We start from the raw sequence: 18,976 nt of genomic DNA, 5'->3' as shown, positions 1-18,976 counted from the left end.
GCCGAATTCCTTCGACGGCAACCATCATCTGGTCGACACCTACCGACAGTTCTTCGGATATCGGTGGATTGAGCAGGGAGACGTCGACGCCAGTCGACTGAGATTGGTTTGGTTCGGCGTGATTCGCCGTGGTTTCGACTCGCATGGTCTTCACCGCTTCGACTGACAGTTTCCAATACCTCCGGCGCCAACAAACGCTCGGCACCTCTGACGTGGCCTCAGCGTTGCCTTCAACCACTTGTGAATAGGCTATGAAAAATATTGTCAAAGATAATTAAAGTATCGTCAAGAGTGCAGTTCTTACTTTTTCGGAGGTGTTCAGTAAGAATGGTTCCATGCCACGTATCACCCAGCCGCACGACGACGCATGGTCGTCCGACGTTGAGGCTGCCGTGGCAACTTTTGGCAATCGGGCACGGAACGAGATCCTTCGGTACCTTTCAGCCCATGGACCAGCGACGCGTGGGGATATTGTTGCTTCCGTGAGCGCTGGGGAGCCCAGCGTGGCCAAGCATCTGTTGGCCCTGGAAGAAGCAGGCGCCATCATCGTGGACGTGCAAGCCGGCCGCCGGCACGGCCGCTCTCCCCGCTATTCAGCGAACACTCCCCGTATCAAGGAGCTGCTTGACGCCCATCTTCAGTATCTGCTGGAGGGCTAGCTGCTGCCTGTTCGCCACCAGGATGGAGGCGGATGTCCTCATTGAGGTATTCGGAGATGGCGCGCAGCGTTTCCGGGGAGACGTCGCCAAGAGTTCGAACCGCGAAGGACTTCACTCGAGCCGCCCGCAGGGATTTGACGAACTCGAGCTGGGAATCGATGCGCTCGGGCAGATCGGCATCGTTGCCTATCTGGAGATAGGAGGCGTCAACTTTGAATATGTCGCAAAGGGCTTTGAGAAGCGCCGGATCACTCACCAGGCGACCTCTGCCGTCCTTCATGTAGAACCAGCGGGCGCGCGAGAGCTTGATGCCCCTGGCCGCCAGCTCTCCCTGAATCTCGCGGAAAGTAACTGGCTGTCCACGCTCGGCGACCACGACGTCGAGCATCAGATTCAGACGGCGGGCAAGCCTGGCTTGTGGGGATAGTCCCCCATCAAGGCTTGCCTCGTCAGCAATCATCGCCCACCCCTTCATGAGACCTTAGGCCGGTCAGAATCGATCATGTGTCTTGCTCCCAGTATTCCGCGAGTCATATGAAAGGGGCAATCAACCTCAAAAAGGTTGACCGGACGCTTCCCAGACGGCTAGAGGAGGAGTAACCTGCTGCTGTAGACCCGTCTACAGCGCCAATTCTTTTCATCCTTGCTCAAACTTGGTCCCCATGACGAACATCTTGATGAACCGAACACGAAGCCAAATTCTCCGCTTCCTTATCAGAAACGGACCCTCGACCTGTGGCGAAATTGGCACCGGACTCCAAGCATCGTCGTCAGCCATCGGCCGTCACCTTGCGCAACTGCACTCTGCTGGGTTTGTTGTACGCGTAACAGACGGGAGATTCGAAGCTTGCCCGGAACAAGTTCGGGCGCAACTTGAAGCCCTTGCAGCCGTTTTCGCCGGCGATGTCGTTGCGACAGGCTCCTTGATGCCAAGCGATTGAAAGCGAAATAGGCGAATCGGTGAATAGTGCGAGCACCTACTCCGCCGAGGCGTCCGCCAACTCTCCGGCTTCGTCGTCTTCCTTTACTTCTCCGTTCAGGCTCACGATCCAGTCAGCCACTGCTCCTTCCCACTTTTCAATATCAACATTCCATTCCTGCGAATGACCCTCGACGTCGAAAGGGACCAATTGAATCAGGTCAGGACGAAGGTTGGCAACGAGCTCCGACACTTCGAAGGGCGTTGAAAGGTCCCCTTTTCCATGCAAAAGCAATACCGGTTTCTTGAGCTCAGACGCGCGCTCCACCCAGTCCAACGATTGAAAATTGAGTGGCTCTTCTAGCCCCGTGACCCACCGGAACGTCCTGGACTGCATGAGGCGCAGTCCTAAAGCGGCCACCGGACCCGGGAGCCCGCTTGCCTGCGCGTTTGAAGTCAAGGTCCTACTCCAGTCCATAACTGGGGCATCGAGTATGAGCCCAGAGACATATCGGGAGTAGGCCGACAAATTTGCCAATTGTAAGGCGATGGATCCGCCCAAGGACCAGCCGAATAGCAGTATCTTCTGGGCGCCCTCGCTAATGGCGAATCCGATCGCAGCTTCGACGTCGATCCATTCAGTCTGCCCCAACATGTAGCGAGCGTCAGTCGATTCTGTCGCCTCGCGGTCATTCCGAAATGAGACGACCAGCGATGTGTGGCCCAGCCGATTTGCAACTGGGACCCCACGGAGAGCACCTGCTCTGGTTCCGCCCATCCCATGGATATGTATCGCCCATACGTTAGAAACGAGGGAAGCAGTGGCCGGCATGAACTTCCATGCGGGGGCAGTGCCGTGCTCAGTCGGGATCTGAACTACTGAATAAGGCAGGTCTAGCTGGTCCGGTTTAGAGAAAACATATCCGCTCCAGATTCCTGCCCTGGCGGACGGCAAGTCACCGGAGTCGACCCGCTCCACAACACGTGTCACTGTGCCTGCTTCAGTGTCCGTCTTCGTAACCCTGCCAAGACAGGCATGGCCGGAACCGTTGGCGAACCAAAGGCTGTAACGCCCGGGTGCCCTTGTCTGTGGTGATGCAGGCAGTTCGATTTGCAGCGAGCCTTCGGCGCCTCCAAAGACCCTTCGGATGGGAAGGTCCTCGCTGCGGGTGGTCTTTGGAACGACAACCTGGCGGGCAAAATACGCCGCGCCAAGAAAAACTACCGCGCTCCCGGCCGTGGCCGCCGTCGCCAGCCCAATAAGGCTACGAAGGGCTGTCTTCTTTGCCACCCTGGTGGCCACCTCCCAGTCGTTCGTCGATTGCTTTACGAAGCCGCACGAGGGTTTCAGGGGAAATTCCCTGCAGCTGCCGTGCGGCAAAGTTCCGCACACGAGCTTCACGCAAACTACGCAGCAACTCAAGCTGGGCGTCAACGAGTTGAGGAACGTCACCTGAATCATCCAGCAGGTAATCCGAGTCGACACCGAAAAATTCAGCGAGATTCCGCAAGAGCGACTCATCGGTGGCCAGCGAGCTGTCCCCGCTCCGCATGTACGCCCAGCGCGAGCGTGACAATGGCGTTCCACGCTGCGCCATGTGATGGCTGATCTTTCGGTAGGTGACGGGATCTTCCCCTTTCGACTCGAAGAGGTCAAGCAGGAGGTTCAGCTTTCGAGCGAGTCTTGCTTGCGGCGTTTCCGAAGTGTTGGCTTCTGATTCCGTCATAGAGCGTGCTCCCCCCGGCCGACAGCGTGGGGACCTCTTCGGTCTTCCTTCCGTGAAGGAGGTGCGGCCAGATATCGCTCCACCAGGTTTAGAATCTGGTGGTCCCGATCATCCAACAACCTCGAGAGCTCAGGATCGATCAGAAGGGCATCCTGGATTTCGACCAGCATCCTGTGGAGGCGCCACCGCACTGATTCACGGCGATCCGCAATTTGGGCTGAGGACAGAAGGCGGACCTCTGGCCTCGGATCCGTAGTCTTTTCCCAAACCTCAGCGAGGCGAGGAATGAAGGTGGCCTCCATCTTGGATTCTCTCTTGCGGGAAAGCATGCGAGCCATGGGCGGCAGTGCAAGTCCTGCACACAGAAAGGCCATGGCTCCGACCAAGGCACTATCGTAAACAAGCGAAAGGGCGGTCATCCCTTCCAAGTCACTCTGCAGGTGGAGGATGTCCATTCCCAGAACAGCCAGAACTAGAACTACCGCCAACGAACAGCCGACACCGATAAGGGCGAAGGCGACACGGAAGTATGGCTTGGACATATGGCCAAGGAATCTGAAACACGTGTAGCCGGTAATGGATACGACAACTCCAATGTAGCCAAATTGGACGGCGGAATAGACGGCGGCGGACCATTGGTCGCCGAAGTCCTTCATAAAACTCGTCGAGGAATAGGGAGCCGCCACATTGGCGAAGCACGCAGTAAGCCCAACAATCACAAGGCCCAATGCAGCGAGACCGAAGCGATCCTGCCGTGCCGGGAGCTCGCCGGGGTCGACCGCACGAAGGATTGCCCTGGATAGGAAATATATGCCGACGACCATCAGGATGTTTGCAAGCAGATCCAGGACATTACGACGGCCGAGCAGCGCATCTCCGGCTATATAGACAGGATCGATGTTTAGCGTGAGCGCCGTCGCGATGGTCACACCCGCCACCAGGATACTTTGGTCAGCGCGCCATCGGATTCCGGGCAGCAAACATAGGACGAGCCCCCAGATCAGGGAGGCAACGATGATCTGGATCATCCGAAAATCCTCTCGAACGAGCGTGGTTCGACGGTACTGTCCCGGATCGCAGCCGCGAAGAGGTCTGCCAGAGTTTCGGCTGCGGCCTCGAAGTCGTCCAAGAAGCTGCTTCGAGCAAACACTCTCGAAACCAGCTCACGCGGCAGATCAGGAAAGAGGATGTCGGCGTAATCGGAGGGGAGAACCAACTCGTCATGGCGGAGAACCATGTGGCCTAGCTCGTGAAGAATGAATTGCTGCCTATGAAGCGATGATGGGGTCGCGGCGTGCAAGATGATCTCCGCCGTGTCTGTCGACAGCCATAGGCCGCAGACAGACCCTCCAGTGAGTGCTCCGGAAACCTCAATCTCAATGCGCCGGTTTCGGATCCCCTCGACAACTTCGACAAGGCGTTCAAGCGTTAGATGTGCAGGCAGCAGAAGCGCTTTGAATGCATCTTCTGCGCGTACTGCCGGAACTGCTTCTAAGTGTGAACGAACTTCCATGAGCATCCCCCATATGCCTGTGTCATCCCAATTCAAAGCCAGCGTCCGTCAGATAGAGCCCTGCCGAGCACGACAAGTGACGACCACCAGACCTCAATTGAACCCCCGGCCTCTGGACATGTCCAGAGGCCGGGGTAACGAGAGATTCAAGATGTCCTCTTCGGGTGATGAACGTGCTCTGGCATCGGGTCATGTTTTCTGCAGCATCAATCTGCATGAACAGCCGAAGCAATCGAGATAGAAGAGAGTTCCGATGGATCTTGAATTCTTCGAGCCGGCCGAGGCAGCTGCCCTTATGCGGTGCACTGAGGCCTGGCTCCGGGACGGCGCCGCCAGCGGTCGGTTTCCCCACGCATGCTGGGGGAAGGGAAAAATTATCTTCACTTCTGAGCACATCATGGAGATTGCCAGGCTGAGTGAGGTTCAACCCGGCAGCACGTCGAACCGTGCCCCTGCCGAAGCCAAGACGGCGTCAAAGGAGCGGCTCATCGGAACCCGGGCGAGAGTACGACGACTTGCATCTGCCAACTGACTCGCCCCAAGTGGCACAGCGCCCCCGCAGCAGTATTCCCTAGCGAACAAACCCGGAAATCGAACGCTCCGTCGCATCCGCACCCGCCTGCAGGGCTTCCGGCATCAGGTGTCCGTAGACCTGCTCGGTGGTTCTGGTTGACGTGTGGCCGAGCCTCCGCGAGATGGTGAACAGGTTTACCCCATCTTGGATCAGCCACGATGCGTGCGTGTGCCGCAGATCGTGGATGCGCGGGGACTTTTTCAGTCCGTGCGATTGCGCCGCCTGCACGGCTGGAACCCAGTAATAGTGCCAATACAGCCTATGGACAATCCGCTCCCCCTTGGGAGTCGTAAAGAGGAGCTCATCGCCGGTACGGCTCGCCACCAGGGGTACGAGGAGATCCACGAGCGCCGGGTTGAGGCCGATGGTCCGCTTTCCCGCACCCGTCTTCGTGGCGCCAATGTAGAACTGGGACTGGCCATCCCGTTTCCAGGCCTTGTTCACCCGCACCGTGGGCGGCTTGGCGAGCAAATCGACATCCGCCACCTTCAGCGCAGTAGCCTCCCCAAATCTGGTTCCCGTCATAACCAGAAAGCTCGTGAAGGTTTTGTACCGCTCCCCCATCACCTCCAGAATCATGTTGAACTCGGAATGGGTGAGGAACATCGCTTCATCCTCAGCCTTGTCGATGCTAGGCAACTGCACGCCACGGCAAGGATTTTTGGGGATGTACTGGAGCATTTCTGCAGTATTCATCGCTGCCGAGATGAGGCCGTGAACGTTGTGGATAGTCTTGGGGGCCTTACCCTTCGCCATCATCGATTTCACCCAATGATTCAGGTGCCGATAGTCGAGCTTGTCCGCAGGAATGTGGCCGATTGAGTCTCGGACATGACGATCCAGCATCACTTGATAAGTTCTAACAGTTCCGCTGGATGGGCGAATCAGCAGGTCGATATGTTCCTGGACAACCTCAGCGACAGTGGGAACCCTTGCTTGGTTGGAGAGTATGGCGTGCTGGGCGATCTCGAATGACTGGCCGTTCGCGTCCAGGAGTCGCTTGAGCGTTTCAGCCTCGGACTCGGTGGCCACAGTAAGGCCTTGAGCTGTTCGCGTTTTCGGGTCGCGCCAGCGAACCATGAAGGACTTGGAACCGTCCTTTTTGATGCGCGTACTGATGCTGGCCACGTAAAAAGGCTACGCCGCTGTACACACATTTTGGGGTTTTGTACACAGCCAGAGGCCCAATGGGCCTCTGACCTGCAGAAACACTGTGCCCGAGGTGGGACTCGAACCCACACACCTTTCGATACCGCATTTTGAGTGCGGCGCGTCTGCCAATTCCGCCACTCGGGCGCGGAAGATACGGAAGCAGACAGGGTACGCCCACAGCTGATTGTGAGCAACGCGATCGCTTCACGTACGCGGAATTACTCTACCTCCAGATAGGCTGAATTCCAGAATCGCGCCACCGACGCCGCAATCAACCCATGCAGATCAAGTACAGAACGCGGGCGCGCCTAAGATAGTGATGTTCCCGCCGTACCTTTCCTAGGAGATCCCGTGACTGAACCGACGGAGTCAAAATCCACGTCCCAGCCGGCGCGCCGCGTCATTGTGGCCGAGGATGAAACCCTCATCCGCCTCGACATCATCGAAATCCTGCGCGGCGAAGGCTACGACGTGGTGGGCGAGGCTGACAACGGCGAAAAGGCCGTGCAGCTCGCTGAGGAACTCAAGCCTGACCTCGTCCTGATGGACGTCAAGATGCCGGTCATGGACGGAATCTCCGCTGCTGAGAAGATCGTCAAGGCCCGCATCGCCCCCGTGGTCCTGCTGACCGCCTTCAGCCAGAAGGAGCTTGTGGAGCGGGCACGCGACGCCGGCGCCATGGCCTACGTGGTCAAGCCCTTCACGCCTGCAGACCTCATCCCGGCCCTGGAGATCGCCCTCTCCCGCCACGAGGAGATCAAGGCCCTCGAAAGTGAGGTGTCGGACCTGCAGGAGCAGTTCGCCACCCGCAAGCTTGTGGAGCGCGCCAAGAGCCTCCTGACCACCAAGATGGGCCTCACCGAGCCTGAGGCGTTCCGCTGGATCCAGAAGACCTCCATGGACCGCCGCCTGAGCATGCGTGAAGTGGCCGAAACCATCATCAACCAGGTCAACTGACCCGGCGATAGCCAAATATAAACAAAAACAAAAAGGGAGGGTCCCCGCCAGTTCAAAACCGGCGGGGACCCTCCCCTTTTCAGCTGCTTACTTCTTCTTCTTTTCCGGCCACGGGCCAAGCTTTTCCTTGTTTCCAGCTGTCTCGCCAGGACCGGTGGTGTCGGCGAGGTCGCCCACCTTGTGGACCTTCAGCGAGTTCGTGGAACCGGCCTTTCCGGGAGGGGAACCGGCAGCGATGACCACCAGGTCACCGTCTTCCACCAGTTCCATTTCCAGCAGGCTGCGGTCAACCTGGGCGGTCATCTCGTCGGTGTGGCCCACCATGGGGACCAGCACCGGCTGGATTCCCCAGGTCAGCGCCAGCTGGTTCCACACGTGCTCCACCGGAGTGAATGCGAAGACCGGCTTGATGGGACGCAGGCGGGACAGGCGGCGTGCGGAGTCACCGGACTGGGTGAAGGTACAGATGTACTTTGCTTCCAGCTGATCGGCAATTTCGACGGCGGCACGGGTGATGGCGCCGCCACGGGTCTTGGGCTTGGTCCCCAGCGGCGGGACGCGCTCCAGGCCGTGGACCTCGGTGGATTCGATGATCCGGGCCATGACCTTGACGGTTTCGATGGGGTACTTGCCCACGCTGGTCTCGCCGGAGAGCATGACAGCGTCAGCACCATCGAGCACGGCGTTGGCACAGTCAGAAGCCTCTGCACGGGTGGGCCGCGGGTTATCGATCATGGATTCGAGCACCTGGGTGGCCACGATGACCGGCTTGGCCCAGCGGCGGGCCAGTTCAATGGCGCGCTTCTGGACGATCGGCACTTCCTCAAGGGGAAGTTCCACACCGAGGTCGCCACGGGCCACCATGATCGCGTCGAACGCGTCGATGATCTCGTGGAGCTGGTCCACTGCCTGCGGCTTTTCGATCTTGGCGATGACCGGCACACGGCGGCCTTCCTCATCCATGATCTCGTGGACGCGGACGATGTCCGAGGCGTCGCGGACGAACGAAAGCGCTATGAGGTCAACACCGCGGCGCATGGCCCAGCGGAGGTCATCCTCGTCTTTTTCGCTCAGCGCCGGGACGTTGACGGCCACGCCGGGAAGGTTGATGCCCTTGTTGTTGGACACCATGCCGCCCACGGTTACTTCGGCCACGACCTTGACGTCGTCCACCTCGATGGCACGCAGTGCCACCTTGCCGTCATCGATCAGCAGGGCATCGCCCGGGTTGACGTCCTCGGTGAGGCTCTTGAGCGTGGTGGAGCAGATTTCCTTGGTGCCGGGAACGTCTTCGGTGGTGATGGTGAAGATGTCACCAACGGCCAGCGCGTGCGGGCCGTCAACGAACCGGCCCAGGCGGATCTTGGGACCCTGAAGGTCTGCCATGATCGCAACGGGCTTGCTCAGCTTGGCCGAAGCCTTGCGGACGTTCTCGTAGGTGTTGTCGTGAACGGAATAGTCGCCGTGGCTCATGTTCATCCGGGCAACATCAACGCCGGCTTCCAACACCGCGAGGGTGTTTTCAAAGCTGGCAATTGCCGGTCCGAAAGTGGCCACAATTTTAGCGCGTCTCATATACCTACCCTAGTAGTTTGCTGCATTGATTAAGTTGTTGTGGAGATGAACTCGAGGGGTCAAACCCCCGATAAACCGCGCCGACAAATCGGCGCTCACAGAACCGCGATTGCCCTGTCGGTCGGGGCCACGGGTGCAGGAAGGATGGTAGTGCCCATCAGGAACTTGTCCACGGCTGCCGCGCAGGCCCTGCCCTCGGCGATGGCCCAGACAATGAGCGACTGCCCGCGGCCGGCGTCCCCGGCCACGAAGATTCCCTCGGTGTTGGTCATGTAGTAACCGTCACGGGACACATTGCCGCGTCCGTCGAACTCGGCACTGACCTGCTCGGTGATGCCCGCAGGTTCGGCGCCGGTGAATCCGAGTGACAGGAACACGAGGTCGGCCGGGATGACCCGCTCGGTGCCGGCCTTCGGGAGCCGCTTGCCGTCCACAAATTCCGTTTCGGCAACCTTGACGCCGGTCAGCTTGCCGTTTTCGCCGACAAACTCCACGGTGGAGGCGAGGTAGGTGCGTTCGCCGCCTTCCTCATGCGCGCTGGCCATCTCGAACAGGGTGGGGAAGGTGGGCCACGGCTGGTGGCCGGCCCGCTCGATGGGAGGCTGCTTGCCGATGGCCAGGGTGGTCACAGAGGCTGCCCCATGGCGGTGGGCGGTGCCGAGGCAGTCCGCGCCGGTATCGCCGCCACCCAGGATGACCACGTGCTTGCCGCGGGCGTGTATCTGGTCCTCCACTGACTCCCCCGCAACGACGCGGTTGGCCGGGACAAGGTAGTCCATCGCGAAGTGGACGCCGTCCAGCTCCCGGCCGGGGATGGGCAGGTCACGCGGAACGGTGGCGCCGGTGCAGACCACCACGGCGTCATACCGGCGCCGGAGCTGCTCCCAGGTCACATCCGTGCCCACGGAAACGCCGGTGCGGAAGCGGGTGCCCTCCGCCTTCATCTGCTCGATGCGGCGGTCCACCTGCTCTTTTTCCATCTTAAAGTCAGGGATTCCGTAGCGCAGGAGCCCGCCGATCTTGTCGTCGCGCTCGTACACGGCCACGGTGTGGCCCACCCGGGTCAGCTGCTGCGCCACTGCCAGGCCGGCGGGGCCGGAGCCGACGACGGCAACGGTCTTTCCGGTAAGGCGTGTGGGGGGCAGCGGGTTGACCCAGCCGTTTTCGAACGCTTCGTCGATGATGGAGACTTCAACCTGCTTGATGGTCACCGCAGGCTGGTTGATGCCCAGCACACAGGAAGCCTCGCACGGTGCCGGGCAAAGCCGGCCGGTGAACTCGGGGAAGTTGTTGGTGGCGTGCAGCCGCTCAATTGCTTCCTCCCCCTTGTCCCGCCAGGTGAGGTCGTTCCATTCCGGAATCAGGTTCCCCAGCGGGCAGCCCTGGTGGCAGAACGGCACGCCGCAGTCCATGCAGCGGCCGGCCTGGGCTTTCAGGACACCTTTTTCCTGGGCCTCGTAGACTTCCTTCCAGTCCATGATGCGGACCGGAACGGGGCGCCGTGGCTGGGTTTCACGCTGCCGTACTTTAAGAAATCCGCGTGGATCAGCCACCGGTCACCTCCAGGATTCGAGACCATACTTCTTCGCCGTCGGGGTCAAGGCCCTCTTCGATGGCGTCAAGACGGGTTTGCAGGACTGCCGCGTAGTCGCGCGGAAGCACTTTGGTAATGCGGGCAGCGGTGTCGTCGAAGTTCTCCAACAGCCGCGCGGCCAGCAGGGATTCCGTCTCTTCGTGGTGCTTGACCAGGAGCCCGTGGACAATGTCACGGTCCTCCGCGTCGAGCTCGAGGAGCTGGAGTTCGCCGCTCTGCAGGGCGTCCTTGTTCACCCGCGTGGTCTGCAGGTCCAGCACATAGGCCGTGCCGCCGGACATGCCGGCACCGAAGTTGCGCCCGGTGCGGCCGATGATCAGCGTCTGGCCGCCCGTCATGTACTCGCAGCCATGGTCGCCAATGCCTTCAACAACGGCTGTTGCACCGGAGTTGCGCACCAGGAAGCGTTCGCCCACCTGGCCGCGGAGGTACATCTCGCCGCTGGTGGCGCCGTAGCCGATCACGTTTCCGGCGATGACGTTGTTTTCCGCCTTGAACACGTTGGTGCGGTCCGGCCGGACGATGATCCGTCCGCCGGAAAGGCCCTTGCCCACGTAGTCGTTGGAGTCACCGAACAGGCGCAGCGTGATGCCGGCCGGCAGGAAGGCGCCCAGCGACTGGCCGGCCGTTCCGGTCAGCGTGATGTCGATGGTGTCCGTCGCCAGGACGTCGGTGCTGAACGTCTTGGTCACAACGTGGCCCAGCATGGTTCCCACGGAGCGGTCCGTGTTGATGACGTCCACGGCGATCTTGACCGGGCTGCGGTCAGTCAGCGCCTCGGTGGCCATGGTGATCAGGCGCTGGTCAAAGTGCTTGTCCAGCTCGTGGTTTTGCGACGTGAGGTTCCGCAGCGGCGCATCATCATCAAACTCGAGTCCGTGCAGGATCGGATCAAGGTCCAGGCCATCGGCCTTCCAGTGGTTGATCGCCTCGCGGGCATCCAGCATTTCGGCGTGGCCGATCGCCTCCTCCAGGCTGCGGAAACCAAGCTCGGCAAGGATCTCGCGGACTTCCTCGGCAAGGAATTCGAAGAAGTTGACCACAAACTCGGGCTTGCCGTTGAAGCGAGAACGCAGCTCAGGGTTCTGCGTCGCTACGCCTACCGGGCAGGTGTCCAGGTGGCAGACGCGCATCATGATGCAGCCGGACACCACCAGCGGAGCGGTGGCGAAACCGAACTCCTCGCCGCCGAGCAGCGCCGCGATCACGACGTCGCGGCCGGTCTTGAGCTGGCCGTCCACCTGCACCACCACACGGTCACGGAGACCGTTCAGCATCAGGGTCTGCTGGGTCTCTGCGAGCCCCAGCTCCCAAGGCACACCGGCATGCTTGAGCGAATTCAGGGGGGAAGCGCCGGTTCCGCCGTCATGGCCGGAAACCAGTACGACGTCGGCCTTCGCCTTGGTCACGCCGGACGCCACAGTGCCGATCCCGACTTCCGATACCAGCTTGACGTGTACACGGGCCGAGGGGTTGGCGCGCTTCGCATCGTAGATGAGCTGCGCGAGGTCCTCGATCGAGTAGATGTCGTGGTGCGGAGGCGGCGAGATCAGTCCGACGCCGGGGGTTGAGTGCCGCGTGCGGGCCACCCAGGGGTAGACCTTCTGCGCCATCAGCTGGCCACCTTCGCCGGGCTTGGCACCCTGCGCCATCTTGATCTGGATGTCGTCGGCGTTGCTCAGGTACAGGCTGGTCACACCGAACCGGCCGGAGGCGATCTGCTTCACGGCGGAGCGGCGCTTCGGGTCCAGCAGGCGGTCCACGTCCTCGCCGCCTTCACCGGTGTTGGACTTGCCGCCCAACTGGTTCATGGCGATCGCCAGGGTTTCGTGCGCCTCCTGGGAGATGGAGCCGTAGCTCATGGCACCCGTGGAGAACCGCTTGACGATGCTGGAGACTGGCTCCACTTCCTCCAGCGGAACCGCGGGACGCTGGCCGGTCTTGAACTTCAGCAGGCCACGCAGGGTCATCAGGTTCTCGGACTGGTCGTCAACGCCCCTGGTGTAGGACTTGAAGATGTCGTAGCGACGCTCACGCGTGGCGTGCTGCAGGCGGAAAACCGTCTCCGGGTTGAACAGGTGCGGCTCGCCGTCGCGGCGCCACTGGTACTCGCCGCCGCCCAGCAGGGGCCGGTGCGGCTGTTCGATGCCGCCCTCGGGGTAGGCCATCTGGTGGCGCGCCGAAACTTCAGCGGCGATGACGTCGAGGCCCACACCGCCAAGCTGGGAGTGCGTTCCCGCGAAGAATTCGTCCACGAGTTCCTGCCCGAGGCCCAGGGCCTCGAACGTCTGTGCGCCGGTGTAGGACGCCACGGTGGAGATGCCCATCTTGGACATGATCTTCAGGACACCCTTGCCCAGGCCCTTGATGAGGTTGTAGACGCCGTCCTGCGGGGTCACGCCCACAACGTCGCCGGAGGCGATGAGCTGTTCCACGGATTCCATGGCCAGGTACGGGTTTACGGCGGAAGCGCCATAGCCCACCAGCACGGCCACGTGGTGCGTTTCCCGGACGTCGCCGGCCTCAACCACCAAGGCGGTCTTGGTGCGGTTGGCGCTGCGGAGCAGGTGGTGGTGCACGGCGCTGACCAGCAGCAGCGACGGGATGGGTGCCCACTGCGCGTTGGAGTCACGGTCGGACAGCACCACGTACTGCACGCCGCGGTTGATGGCGCCGGAAACCTGCTCGCAGATTTCGGTGAGCCGGGCGCGGAGCGCGTTCTCGCCGCCTTCCGGGCGGTAGAGGCCGCGGACCTTCATGGCCACCTTGTCGCCGTCGGCGTTTTCGATGTTGGCGATCTTGGCCAGCTGGTCGTTGTTGATCACCGGGAACGGCAGCGAAACCTGGGGCTGGCGGACCTGCTTGGTGTCCAGCAGGTTCCCGTTGGGGCCGATGGCACAGGTGAGGGAGGTGACAAGCTCTTCGCGGATGGCGTCCAGCGGCGGATTGGTGACCTGCGCGAAGGACTGCACAAAGTAGTCAAAGAGCAGCCGCGGACGCTTGGACAGCACGGCCACGGGGGTATCGGAACCCATGGCACCCAGCGGCTCTGCGCCGGTGCGGGCCATCGGGCCGAGCAGGATCTTGAGCTCTTCGGTGGTGTAGCCGAAGGTGCGCTGGCGGATGTTCACCGAGGCAGCGGTGTGGACCACGTGCTCGCGCTCGGGAAGTTCGTTGAGGTCGATCAGGTTGTCCTTGACCCACTCGGCCCAGGGATTCGCCGCGGCGACCTCGGCCTTGACCTCTTCGTCGTCGATGATGCGGCCGCTGTCCGTATCCACCAGGAACATCTTGCCCGGCGAAACGCGGCCCTTTTTGACCACCTTGGAGGCTTCGACGTCGATCACGCCGACTTCGGAGGCGAAGACGATCAGGCCGTCCTCGGTGATCCAGTAGCGTCCGGGGCGCAGCCCGTTGCGGTCAAGGGTGGCACCCACCAGGTTGCCGTCGGTGAAGGACACGGCTGCAGGGCCGTCCCACGGTTCCATCAGCAGCGAGTGGTACTCATAAAATGCGCGCCGTGCCGGATCCATGGTGGCGTGGTTTTCCCAGGCCTCGGGGATCATCATCATGATCGAGTGCGTGATGGGCCGGCCGGACAACCAGAGCAGTTCCGCCACCTCGTCGAAGGAGGCGGAGTCGGACGCGCCAGGGGTGCAGATGGGATACAGCTCCTCCGGGGAGTCCCCCAGGAGCGGGTTGGCAAGCTGCGACTGGCGGGCACGCATCCAGTTCCGGTTGCCCTTGACCGTGTTGATTTCGCCGTTGTGCGCGATGGTGCGGAACGGCTGGGCCAGCGGCCAGGACGGGAACGTGTTGGTGGAGAACCGGGAGTGGACGATGGCCAGCTTGGTCTTGAACCGCTTGTCCGAGAGGTCCGGGTAGAACGGCTCCAGCTGCGCGGTGGTCAGCATGCCCTTGTAGACGATGGTCCGGGAGGACAGCGACGGGAAGTACACGCCGAACTTGTTCTGCGCGCGCTTGCGGAGGCGCCAGGCCCGGGAGTCCAGCTCGTTCCGGTCCAGTTCCTCGCCGGTGGCCGAGGCCAGGAAGGGCTGCGAGAAGTACGGCATGCAGGCACGGGCCATGGCACCGACCAGGTCTGCAACGATTGGCACCTCGCGCCAGCCAAGGACCACCAGGCCCTCGTCCGCGGCCAGGCCTTCGATTCCGGCCTTCGCGGCATCGGCTTCGCGCTGCTCGGCAGGGAGGAAAGCCGTGCCCGCAACGTACTGGCCGGGGGCCGGGAGTTCGAATTCGGTGACTGCCCGGAAGAACTCGTCCGGGATCTGCATCAGGAGTCCGGCGCCGTCGCCGGTTCCTTCGTCCGCGCCGACGGCACCGCGGTGCTCAAGGTTGCGCAGGGCAGTCAAGGCGGCGTCAACAATGTCGTAGCCGGGCTCACCGCGGAGGGTGGCGATGATTGCAAGACCGCAGGCGTCCTTCTCCTGCTCCGGGTTGTAGAGCCCACGTGCCTCCGGAAGGGCCGCGAAGCGCTCGAATGGCGACATGGCGGCCACAGGCTGGTCCGGTTCGGACCAACTGGGAGTGTGAAGAGTTTGGGTCATGGGAGACGTCCTTCCTCCTGATCGTGCGTATGGAAGGGACAACGTTGGCCCCACTCGTCAGCCTGTGTGATGGGCACAACAAAGTGTTTATTGCTACTGGAAATTGTAGGCCAGGCCGGTCTGCTGAACTAACAGTTACGCAGACCCCTGACCCGGGCTTGGACCGGTCAGCAGCTCTTGCTTTCCGGGGTGGGCCCCGATGCCACGACGCTGTGGTGTGCGGGCGCTTCGAGAGGTGACTCTTCTTGCCCTGCCTGCCGGCGTGTTACTTGCTGGTGCCAGCCTCCGGCGCGGATCCTGTGGCTTTGTGGCCGGAACTTCCGGCCACCGGCGACTCCGGTACGGACGTGGTGCCCGCCGGAGATGCCGGCACATCTTCCTTGGGGGTGGAAGAGTGGCCGGAACCGCTTTGGTTATCAGGGAGATTATCACGCGATTCACTATCTGAGACAACAGAGTCCGCATCCCGGACCGGTTTGCCTTCGTCCTCCTCGTTGTCCCCGGCTGGTTCCTGACCCGCCAGATACGGGCTGTCCGGCTCCGGACGGCCCTTCATTCCCAACAGGATGAACGCGGCCAACGCCACCAGCAGGACCACAATGCTGGTCCAGACATTCAGCCTGGCCGTGATCCCGAGGAGGCTGATCTGCTCGGCTTCATCGATACGCATGGCTTCGATCCAGACCCGGCCCAGCGTGTAGTACACGGCGTAGAGCCAGAAGAGCCGTCCGCGCCGGAAGTGGAACTTCCGGTCCAGGGCCAGCAGGATCAGCACTCCGGCGATGTTCCACAGTGACTCGTACAGGAAGGTGGGGTGGAACAGGGTGTCCGTTGGCATGCCGGCCGGGAAATTGGCGTTGTCAGCGTCGATCTGCAGGCCCCACGGAAGGGTGGTGGGTCCGCCGAAGAGTTCCTGGTTGAAGTAGTTCCCCCAGCGGCCCACGGCCTGCGCCAGGAGCAGGCCGGGTGCGGCAGCGTCCAGGAAGGCGCTGAGCTTAACGCCGGAACGCCGGCAGCCGATCCAGGCTCCGAGGACCCCCAGCACCACTGCTCCCCAGATCCCCAGCCCGCCGCGCTGGATCTGCGGGATGAGCGAGAGATCACCGGTGCCGTCAAAGCCCGGGCCGAAGTAGGCGTCCGGGGATGACACCACGTGGTACAGCCGGCCGCCGATGATGCCGAACGGAATCGCCCAGATGACGATGTCCCACACGCTGCCTTCGGGTGCACCCCGCCGGGCCCACCGGATGGAGGTCAGCCAAAGGCCCACAATGATGCCGGCAAGGATGCAGAGGGCGTAGGCGTGGATGCGCAGCGAACCCCACGGCAGCGGGATGTCGAAGCCGGACCAGTCCGGGCTGGGGATCGCGGCGGGCACCAGGCCTGCGGCGTACATGAGGGTCTGCATGTTTGGTTAAGCTTCTTCCCTGACGAGTCCCGCGCTGAGTTCCCTGGTGAGATCGGCAACTGCGGGGACACCGCCGTCGCGGATGGCGGCCACCAGTGCAGTGCCCACAATCACGCCGTCCGCGTAGGCGGCGATCTCCCGGACGTGGCCGGCGTTGGACACGCCAAGCCCCACGCACACACGCTCGGCACCGGCGGCATGTGTGTCCGCTACGAGCTGTTCCGCGCTGCTGCTGACATCCTGCCGGGTCCCGGTGACACCCATGATGGAGACGGCGTAGACAAAGCCGCGGCTGGCCTTGACCGTCATGGCCAGGCGCTCGGGAGACGATGAGGGTGCCACGAGGAAAACCCGGTCCAGTCCGTATTTGTCGGAGGCCGCGAACCACTCGGACGCTTCGTCCGGGATGAGGTCCGGCGTAATGAGTCCCGCTCCCCCGGCCTCGGCCAGCCGGCGGGAGAACTCGTCCACGCCCATCCTGACCACAGGGTTCCAGTAGGTCATCACCAGCACGGCGACGTCGGTAGCCGCGGTGATCCCCGCGACGACGTCGAACACGCTGTCAACCCGGAAACCGTTGGCGATGGCTTCTGTGGTGGCTGCCTGGATGACGGGACCGTCCATCACCGGGTCAGAGTACGGGATGCCGATTTCGATCAGGTCCGCGCCGTTCTTCGCCATGGCAATGCCGGCGTCGATGGTGGACTGGACATCCGGGTAACCGGCGGGCAGGTAGCACACCAGGGCTGAGCGTCCGGCGTCGCGGGCACGGTCGATGGCAGCTGCCGACTTGCTGGCCGTCTGTTCAGTCATCACTTCTGGTCCTCATTGTTGTCAGCGTTGGTCCCCGCATTGCTGGCGGCAGGAACGGCTTCGGTGGCTGCCCTGTCCGAGGGGCCCTTGGGCTTGCGGGTGGAAAGGTTGGTGCCCTTGACCTTGCCCTCCTCATCCAGCATGTCGAACCAATCCGCTGCGGTCTCCACGTCCTTGTCGCCACGGCCGGAGAGGTTGACGATGATCACAGTCTCCGAAGGGTCGGCCTTGCCCTCCGTCAGCCGCTTGCCCACCTTGATGGCGCCGGCCAGGGCGTGCGAGGACTCGATCGCCGGAATGATGCCCTCGGTCTGGCACAGCAGCTTGAAGGCGTCCATCGCTTCGCTGTCGGTAATGGGTTCGTAGCTGACCCGCCCGATGTCGGCGAGGTAGGCATGCTCCGGCCCTACCCCCGGGTAGTCCAGGCCTGCCGAAATGGAGTGGGACTCGATGGTCTGGCCGTCGTCGTCCTGCATGAGGTAGGACCGTGCGCCGTGCAGGACGCCCGGCTTGCCGAGCGTAATGGTGGCAGCATGGCGTCCGGTGTCCACCCCGTCACCGCCGGCCTCGAAGCCGTAGATTTTGACCTCGGGATCGTCCAGGAAACCGTGGAAGATGCCGATGGCATTGGAGCCGCCGCCAATGCAGGCGCAGACGGCATCCGGAAGCTTTCCGGTCTGGTCCAGGATCTGTGCCCGGGCTTCCTCGCCGATCACTTCGTGGAAGAACCGGACCATGGCCGGGAACGGGTGCGCCCCGGCGGCGGTGCCCAGGAGGTAGTGGGTGGTGTCCACGTTGCTGACCCAGTCCCGGAGGGCGTCGTTGATGGCGTCCTTGAGGGTCTGGGAACCGTTGACGACAGGAACCACGGTGGCGCCCAGCAGCTGCATGCGCGCCACGTTCAGGGCCTGCCGGCGGCAGTCTTCCGCACCCATGTAGACGACGCATTCAAGGCCCAGCAGGGCGGCGGCGGTGGCACTTGCCACGCCGTGCTGTCCTGCCCCGGTCTCGGCGATCACACGGGTCTTGCCCATCCGCTTGGCCAGGAGGGCCTGCCCCAGCACGTTGTTGATCTTGTGCGATCCGGTGTGGTTCAGGTCCTCGCGCTTGAGGAAGACCCTGGCGCCGCCTGCGTGCTCGGAGAAGCGCTTGGCTTCGGTCAGGAGGGAGGGCCGGCCCGAATAGTTTTTGTTCAGGTCCGCGATCTGGGCGAGGAAGTCAGGATCCGCCTTGGCCTTTTCGAACGTGTCTTCAAGTTCGTCCAGGGCGGCGATGAGGGACTCGGGCATCCAGCGTCCGCCGTACCCGCCGAAGTAGGGCCCCGGGGCGTGCTTGAGGGAGCCGCCCTGCAGGAATGCATCCGCGGCGTTGTTGTCAGCGTTCCCTGAAGGTGCGTCAACCATCAGTCTCACCGTCCTGTTCAGTTGATCGTTTCAGAAGTGTGGTGCCGCGGGCCCATGGCCCGCGCGGTGCAAAGGCGGGCAGCAGCGCTCCAGGCTTTCAGTGCCTGTTGCCGC

At 62.3% G+C, this 18,976-nt stretch carries 16 protein-coding genes and 1 tRNA gene; 4 read left to right on the top strand and 13 right to left on the bottom strand.

Going from position 1 to position 18,976, the window contains the following annotated elements; all coding sequences use genetic code 11:
* Nucleotides 1-335: 335 nt before the first annotated feature.
* Complete coding sequence (locus tag F8G81_RS09390) at nt 336-659, top strand: ArsR/SmtB family transcription factor (protein ID WP_267278706.1); 324 nt, start codon at nt 336-338, stop codon at nt 657-659.
* On the opposite strand, the gene F8G81_RS09385 is transcribed toward F8G81_RS09390, so the two are convergent.
* Nucleotides 613-1,119 (bottom strand): hypothetical protein, encoded by a 507-nt coding sequence (locus F8G81_RS09385; RefSeq protein ID WP_267278705.1) that lies wholly within the window; start codon nt 1,117-1,119, stop codon nt 613-615. The two genes, F8G81_RS09390 and F8G81_RS09385, sit on opposite strands and share 47 nt — an antisense overlap.
* A gap of 202 nt (nt 1,120-1,321) precedes the next feature.
* Here F8G81_RS09385 and F8G81_RS23550 point away from each other — a divergent pair, with 202 nt between their 5' ends.
* On the top strand, nt 1,322-1,600 hold the full coding sequence (locus tag F8G81_RS23550) for an ArsR/SmtB family transcription factor (protein WP_416377120.1): 279 nt from the start codon (nt 1,322-1,324) through the stop codon (nt 1,598-1,600).
* Nucleotides 1,601-1,636: 36 nt separating this feature from the next.
* On the opposite strand, the gene F8G81_RS09380 is transcribed toward F8G81_RS23550, so the two are convergent.
* Genes F8G81_RS09380 through F8G81_RS09365 form a run of 4 tightly spaced genes read right to left on the bottom strand, consistent with a single transcriptional unit; the run spans nt 1,637 to nt 4,818 of the window.
* Nucleotides 1,637-2,869, bottom strand: a complete 1,233-nt coding sequence (locus F8G81_RS09380; RefSeq protein ID WP_267278704.1) for an alpha/beta hydrolase family protein — start codon at nt 2,867-2,869, stop codon at nt 1,637-1,639.
* Nucleotides 2,844-3,305 carry a hypothetical protein gene (locus F8G81_RS09375; RefSeq protein WP_267278703.1) on the bottom strand — a complete coding sequence of 154 codons (462 nt, stop codon included), beginning with the start codon at nt 3,303-3,305 and terminating at the stop codon, nt 2,844-2,846. Before F8G81_RS09375 ends, F8G81_RS09380 begins: the two co-directional genes overlap by 26 nt.
* Nucleotides 3,302-4,333: an MAB_1171c family putative transporter gene (locus F8G81_RS09370; protein WP_267278702.1), complete on the bottom strand. Its 1,032-nt coding sequence runs from the start codon at nt 4,331-4,333 to the stop codon at nt 3,302-3,304. The genes F8G81_RS09375 and F8G81_RS09370 overlap by 4 nt, the downstream gene beginning before the upstream one ends.
* Nucleotides 4,330-4,818, bottom strand: a complete 489-nt coding sequence (locus F8G81_RS09365) for a hypothetical protein (RefSeq protein ID WP_267278701.1) — start codon at nt 4,816-4,818, stop codon at nt 4,330-4,332. The genes F8G81_RS09370 and F8G81_RS09365 overlap by 4 nt, the downstream gene beginning before the upstream one ends.
* Nucleotides 4,819-5,071: 253 nt before the next feature.
* On the opposite strand from F8G81_RS09365, the gene F8G81_RS09360 reads away from it, so the two are divergent.
* Nucleotides 5,072-5,350, top strand: coding sequence for a hypothetical protein (locus tag F8G81_RS09360; RefSeq protein WP_267278700.1), 279 nt, complete (start codon nt 5,072-5,074; stop codon nt 5,348-5,350).
* 39 nt (nt 5,351-5,389) lie between these two features.
* Here F8G81_RS09360 and F8G81_RS09355 read toward each other — a convergent pair whose 3' ends face one another.
* On the bottom strand, nt 5,390-6,520 hold the full coding sequence (locus F8G81_RS09355) for a tyrosine-type recombinase/integrase (protein ID WP_267278699.1): 1,131 nt from the start codon (nt 6,518-6,520) through the stop codon (nt 5,390-5,392).
* An 86-nt stretch (nt 6,521-6,606) separates the two neighbouring features.
* Nucleotides 6,607-6,688 (bottom strand) — tRNA-Leu (locus tag F8G81_RS09350).
* Between the two features lie 207 nt (nt 6,689-6,895).
* Between F8G81_RS09350 and F8G81_RS09345 the strand changes: the two genes are divergently transcribed.
* A complete protein-coding gene (locus F8G81_RS09345; protein ID WP_267278698.1) occupies nt 6,896-7,501 on the top strand; it encodes an ANTAR domain-containing response regulator in 606 nt (201 codons plus the stop codon).
* Nucleotides 7,502-7,588: 87 nt separating this feature from the next.
* Here the strand turns inward: F8G81_RS09345 and pyk are convergent, their stop codons facing one another.
* The 6 genes from pyk to trpB form a co-directional block, all read right to left on the bottom strand.
* Nucleotides 7,589-9,076 carry a pyruvate kinase gene (pyk, locus tag F8G81_RS09340; protein ID WP_267278697.1) on the bottom strand — a complete coding sequence of 496 codons (1,488 nt, stop codon included), beginning with the start codon at nt 9,074-9,076 and terminating at the stop codon, nt 7,589-7,591.
* Nucleotides 9,077-9,171: 95 nt separating this feature from the next.
* The gene (locus F8G81_RS09335) at nt 9,172-10,629 is read right to left on the bottom strand and encodes a glutamate synthase subunit beta (RefSeq protein ID WP_267278696.1); all 1,458 of its coding nucleotides are present in this window, start codon (nt 10,627-10,629) and stop codon (nt 9,172-9,174) included.
* Nucleotides 10,622-15,238: a glutamate synthase large subunit gene (gene gltB / locus F8G81_RS09330; RefSeq protein ID WP_267278695.1), complete on the bottom strand. Its 4,617-nt coding sequence runs from the start codon at nt 15,236-15,238 to the stop codon at nt 10,622-10,624. Before gltB ends, F8G81_RS09335 begins: the two co-directional genes overlap by 8 nt.
* A gap of 265 nt (nt 15,239-15,503) precedes the next feature.
* Nucleotides 15,504-16,646 (bottom strand): prolipoprotein diacylglyceryl transferase, encoded by a 1,143-nt coding sequence (gene lgt / locus F8G81_RS09325; protein WP_267278694.1) that lies wholly within the window; start codon nt 16,644-16,646, stop codon nt 15,504-15,506.
* 6 nt (nt 16,647-16,652) lie between these two features.
* A complete protein-coding gene (gene trpA, locus F8G81_RS09320) occupies nt 16,653-17,459 on the bottom strand; it encodes a tryptophan synthase subunit alpha (RefSeq protein ID WP_267278693.1) in 807 nt (268 codons plus the stop codon).
* Entirely contained in the window at nt 17,459-18,862 is a 1,404-nt protein-coding gene (trpB, locus tag F8G81_RS09315) for a tryptophan synthase subunit beta (protein ID WP_267278692.1), read from the bottom strand. Before trpB ends, trpA begins: the two co-directional genes overlap by 1 nt.
* Nucleotides 18,863-18,976: the final 114 nt, after the last annotated feature.

Source organism: Arthrobacter sp. CDRTa11 (genome assembly GCF_026427775.1).
Taxonomy (GTDB): domain Bacteria; phylum Actinomycetota; class Actinomycetes; order Actinomycetales; family Micrococcaceae; genus Arthrobacter.
This window is presented reverse-complemented; position numbering and strand designations above follow the sequence as displayed.

Excerpts from the sequence above, each read along its gene's own strand:
- F8G81_RS09375 (WP_267278703.1), bottom strand. The coding sequence starts at position 3,305 with ATGACGGAATCAGAAGCCAACACTTCGGAAACGCCGCAAGCAAGACTC.
- F8G81_RS09360 (WP_267278700.1), top strand. The coding sequence starts at position 5,072 with ATGGATCTTGAATTCTTCGAGCCGGCCGAGGCAGCTGCCCTTATGCGG.
- F8G81_RS09385 (WP_267278705.1), bottom strand. The coding sequence starts at position 1,119 with ATGATTGCTGACGAGGCAAGCCTTGATGGGGGACTATCCCCACAAGCC.
- F8G81_RS23550 (WP_416377120.1), top strand. The coding sequence starts at position 1,322 with ATGACGAACATCTTGATGAACCGAACACGAAGCCAAATTCTCCGCTTC.
- pyk (WP_267278697.1), bottom strand. The coding sequence starts at position 9,076 with ATGAGACGCGCTAAAATTGTGGCCACTTTCGGACCGGCAATTGCCAGC.
- F8G81_RS09365 (WP_267278701.1), bottom strand. The coding sequence starts at position 4,818 with ATGGAAGTTCGTTCACACTTAGAAGCAGTTCCGGCAGTACGCGCAGAA.
- F8G81_RS09390 (WP_267278706.1), top strand. The coding sequence starts at position 336 with ATGCCACGTATCACCCAGCCGCACGACGACGCATGGTCGTCCGACGTT.
- trpA (WP_267278693.1), bottom strand. The coding sequence starts at position 17,459 with ATGACTGAACAGACGGCCAGCAAGTCGGCAGCTGCCATCGACCGTGCC.
- trpB (WP_267278692.1), bottom strand. The coding sequence starts at position 18,862 with ATGGTTGACGCACCTTCAGGGAACGCTGACAACAACGCCGCGGATGCA.
- lgt (WP_267278694.1), bottom strand. The coding sequence starts at position 16,646 with ATGCAGACCCTCATGTACGCCGCAGGCCTGGTGCCCGCCGCGATCCCC.
- gltB (WP_267278695.1), bottom strand. The coding sequence starts at position 15,238 with ATGACCCAAACTCTTCACACTCCCAGTTGGTCCGAACCGGACCAGCCT.
- F8G81_RS09370 (WP_267278702.1), bottom strand. The coding sequence starts at position 4,333 with ATGATCCAGATCATCGTTGCCTCCCTGATCTGGGGGCTCGTCCTATGT.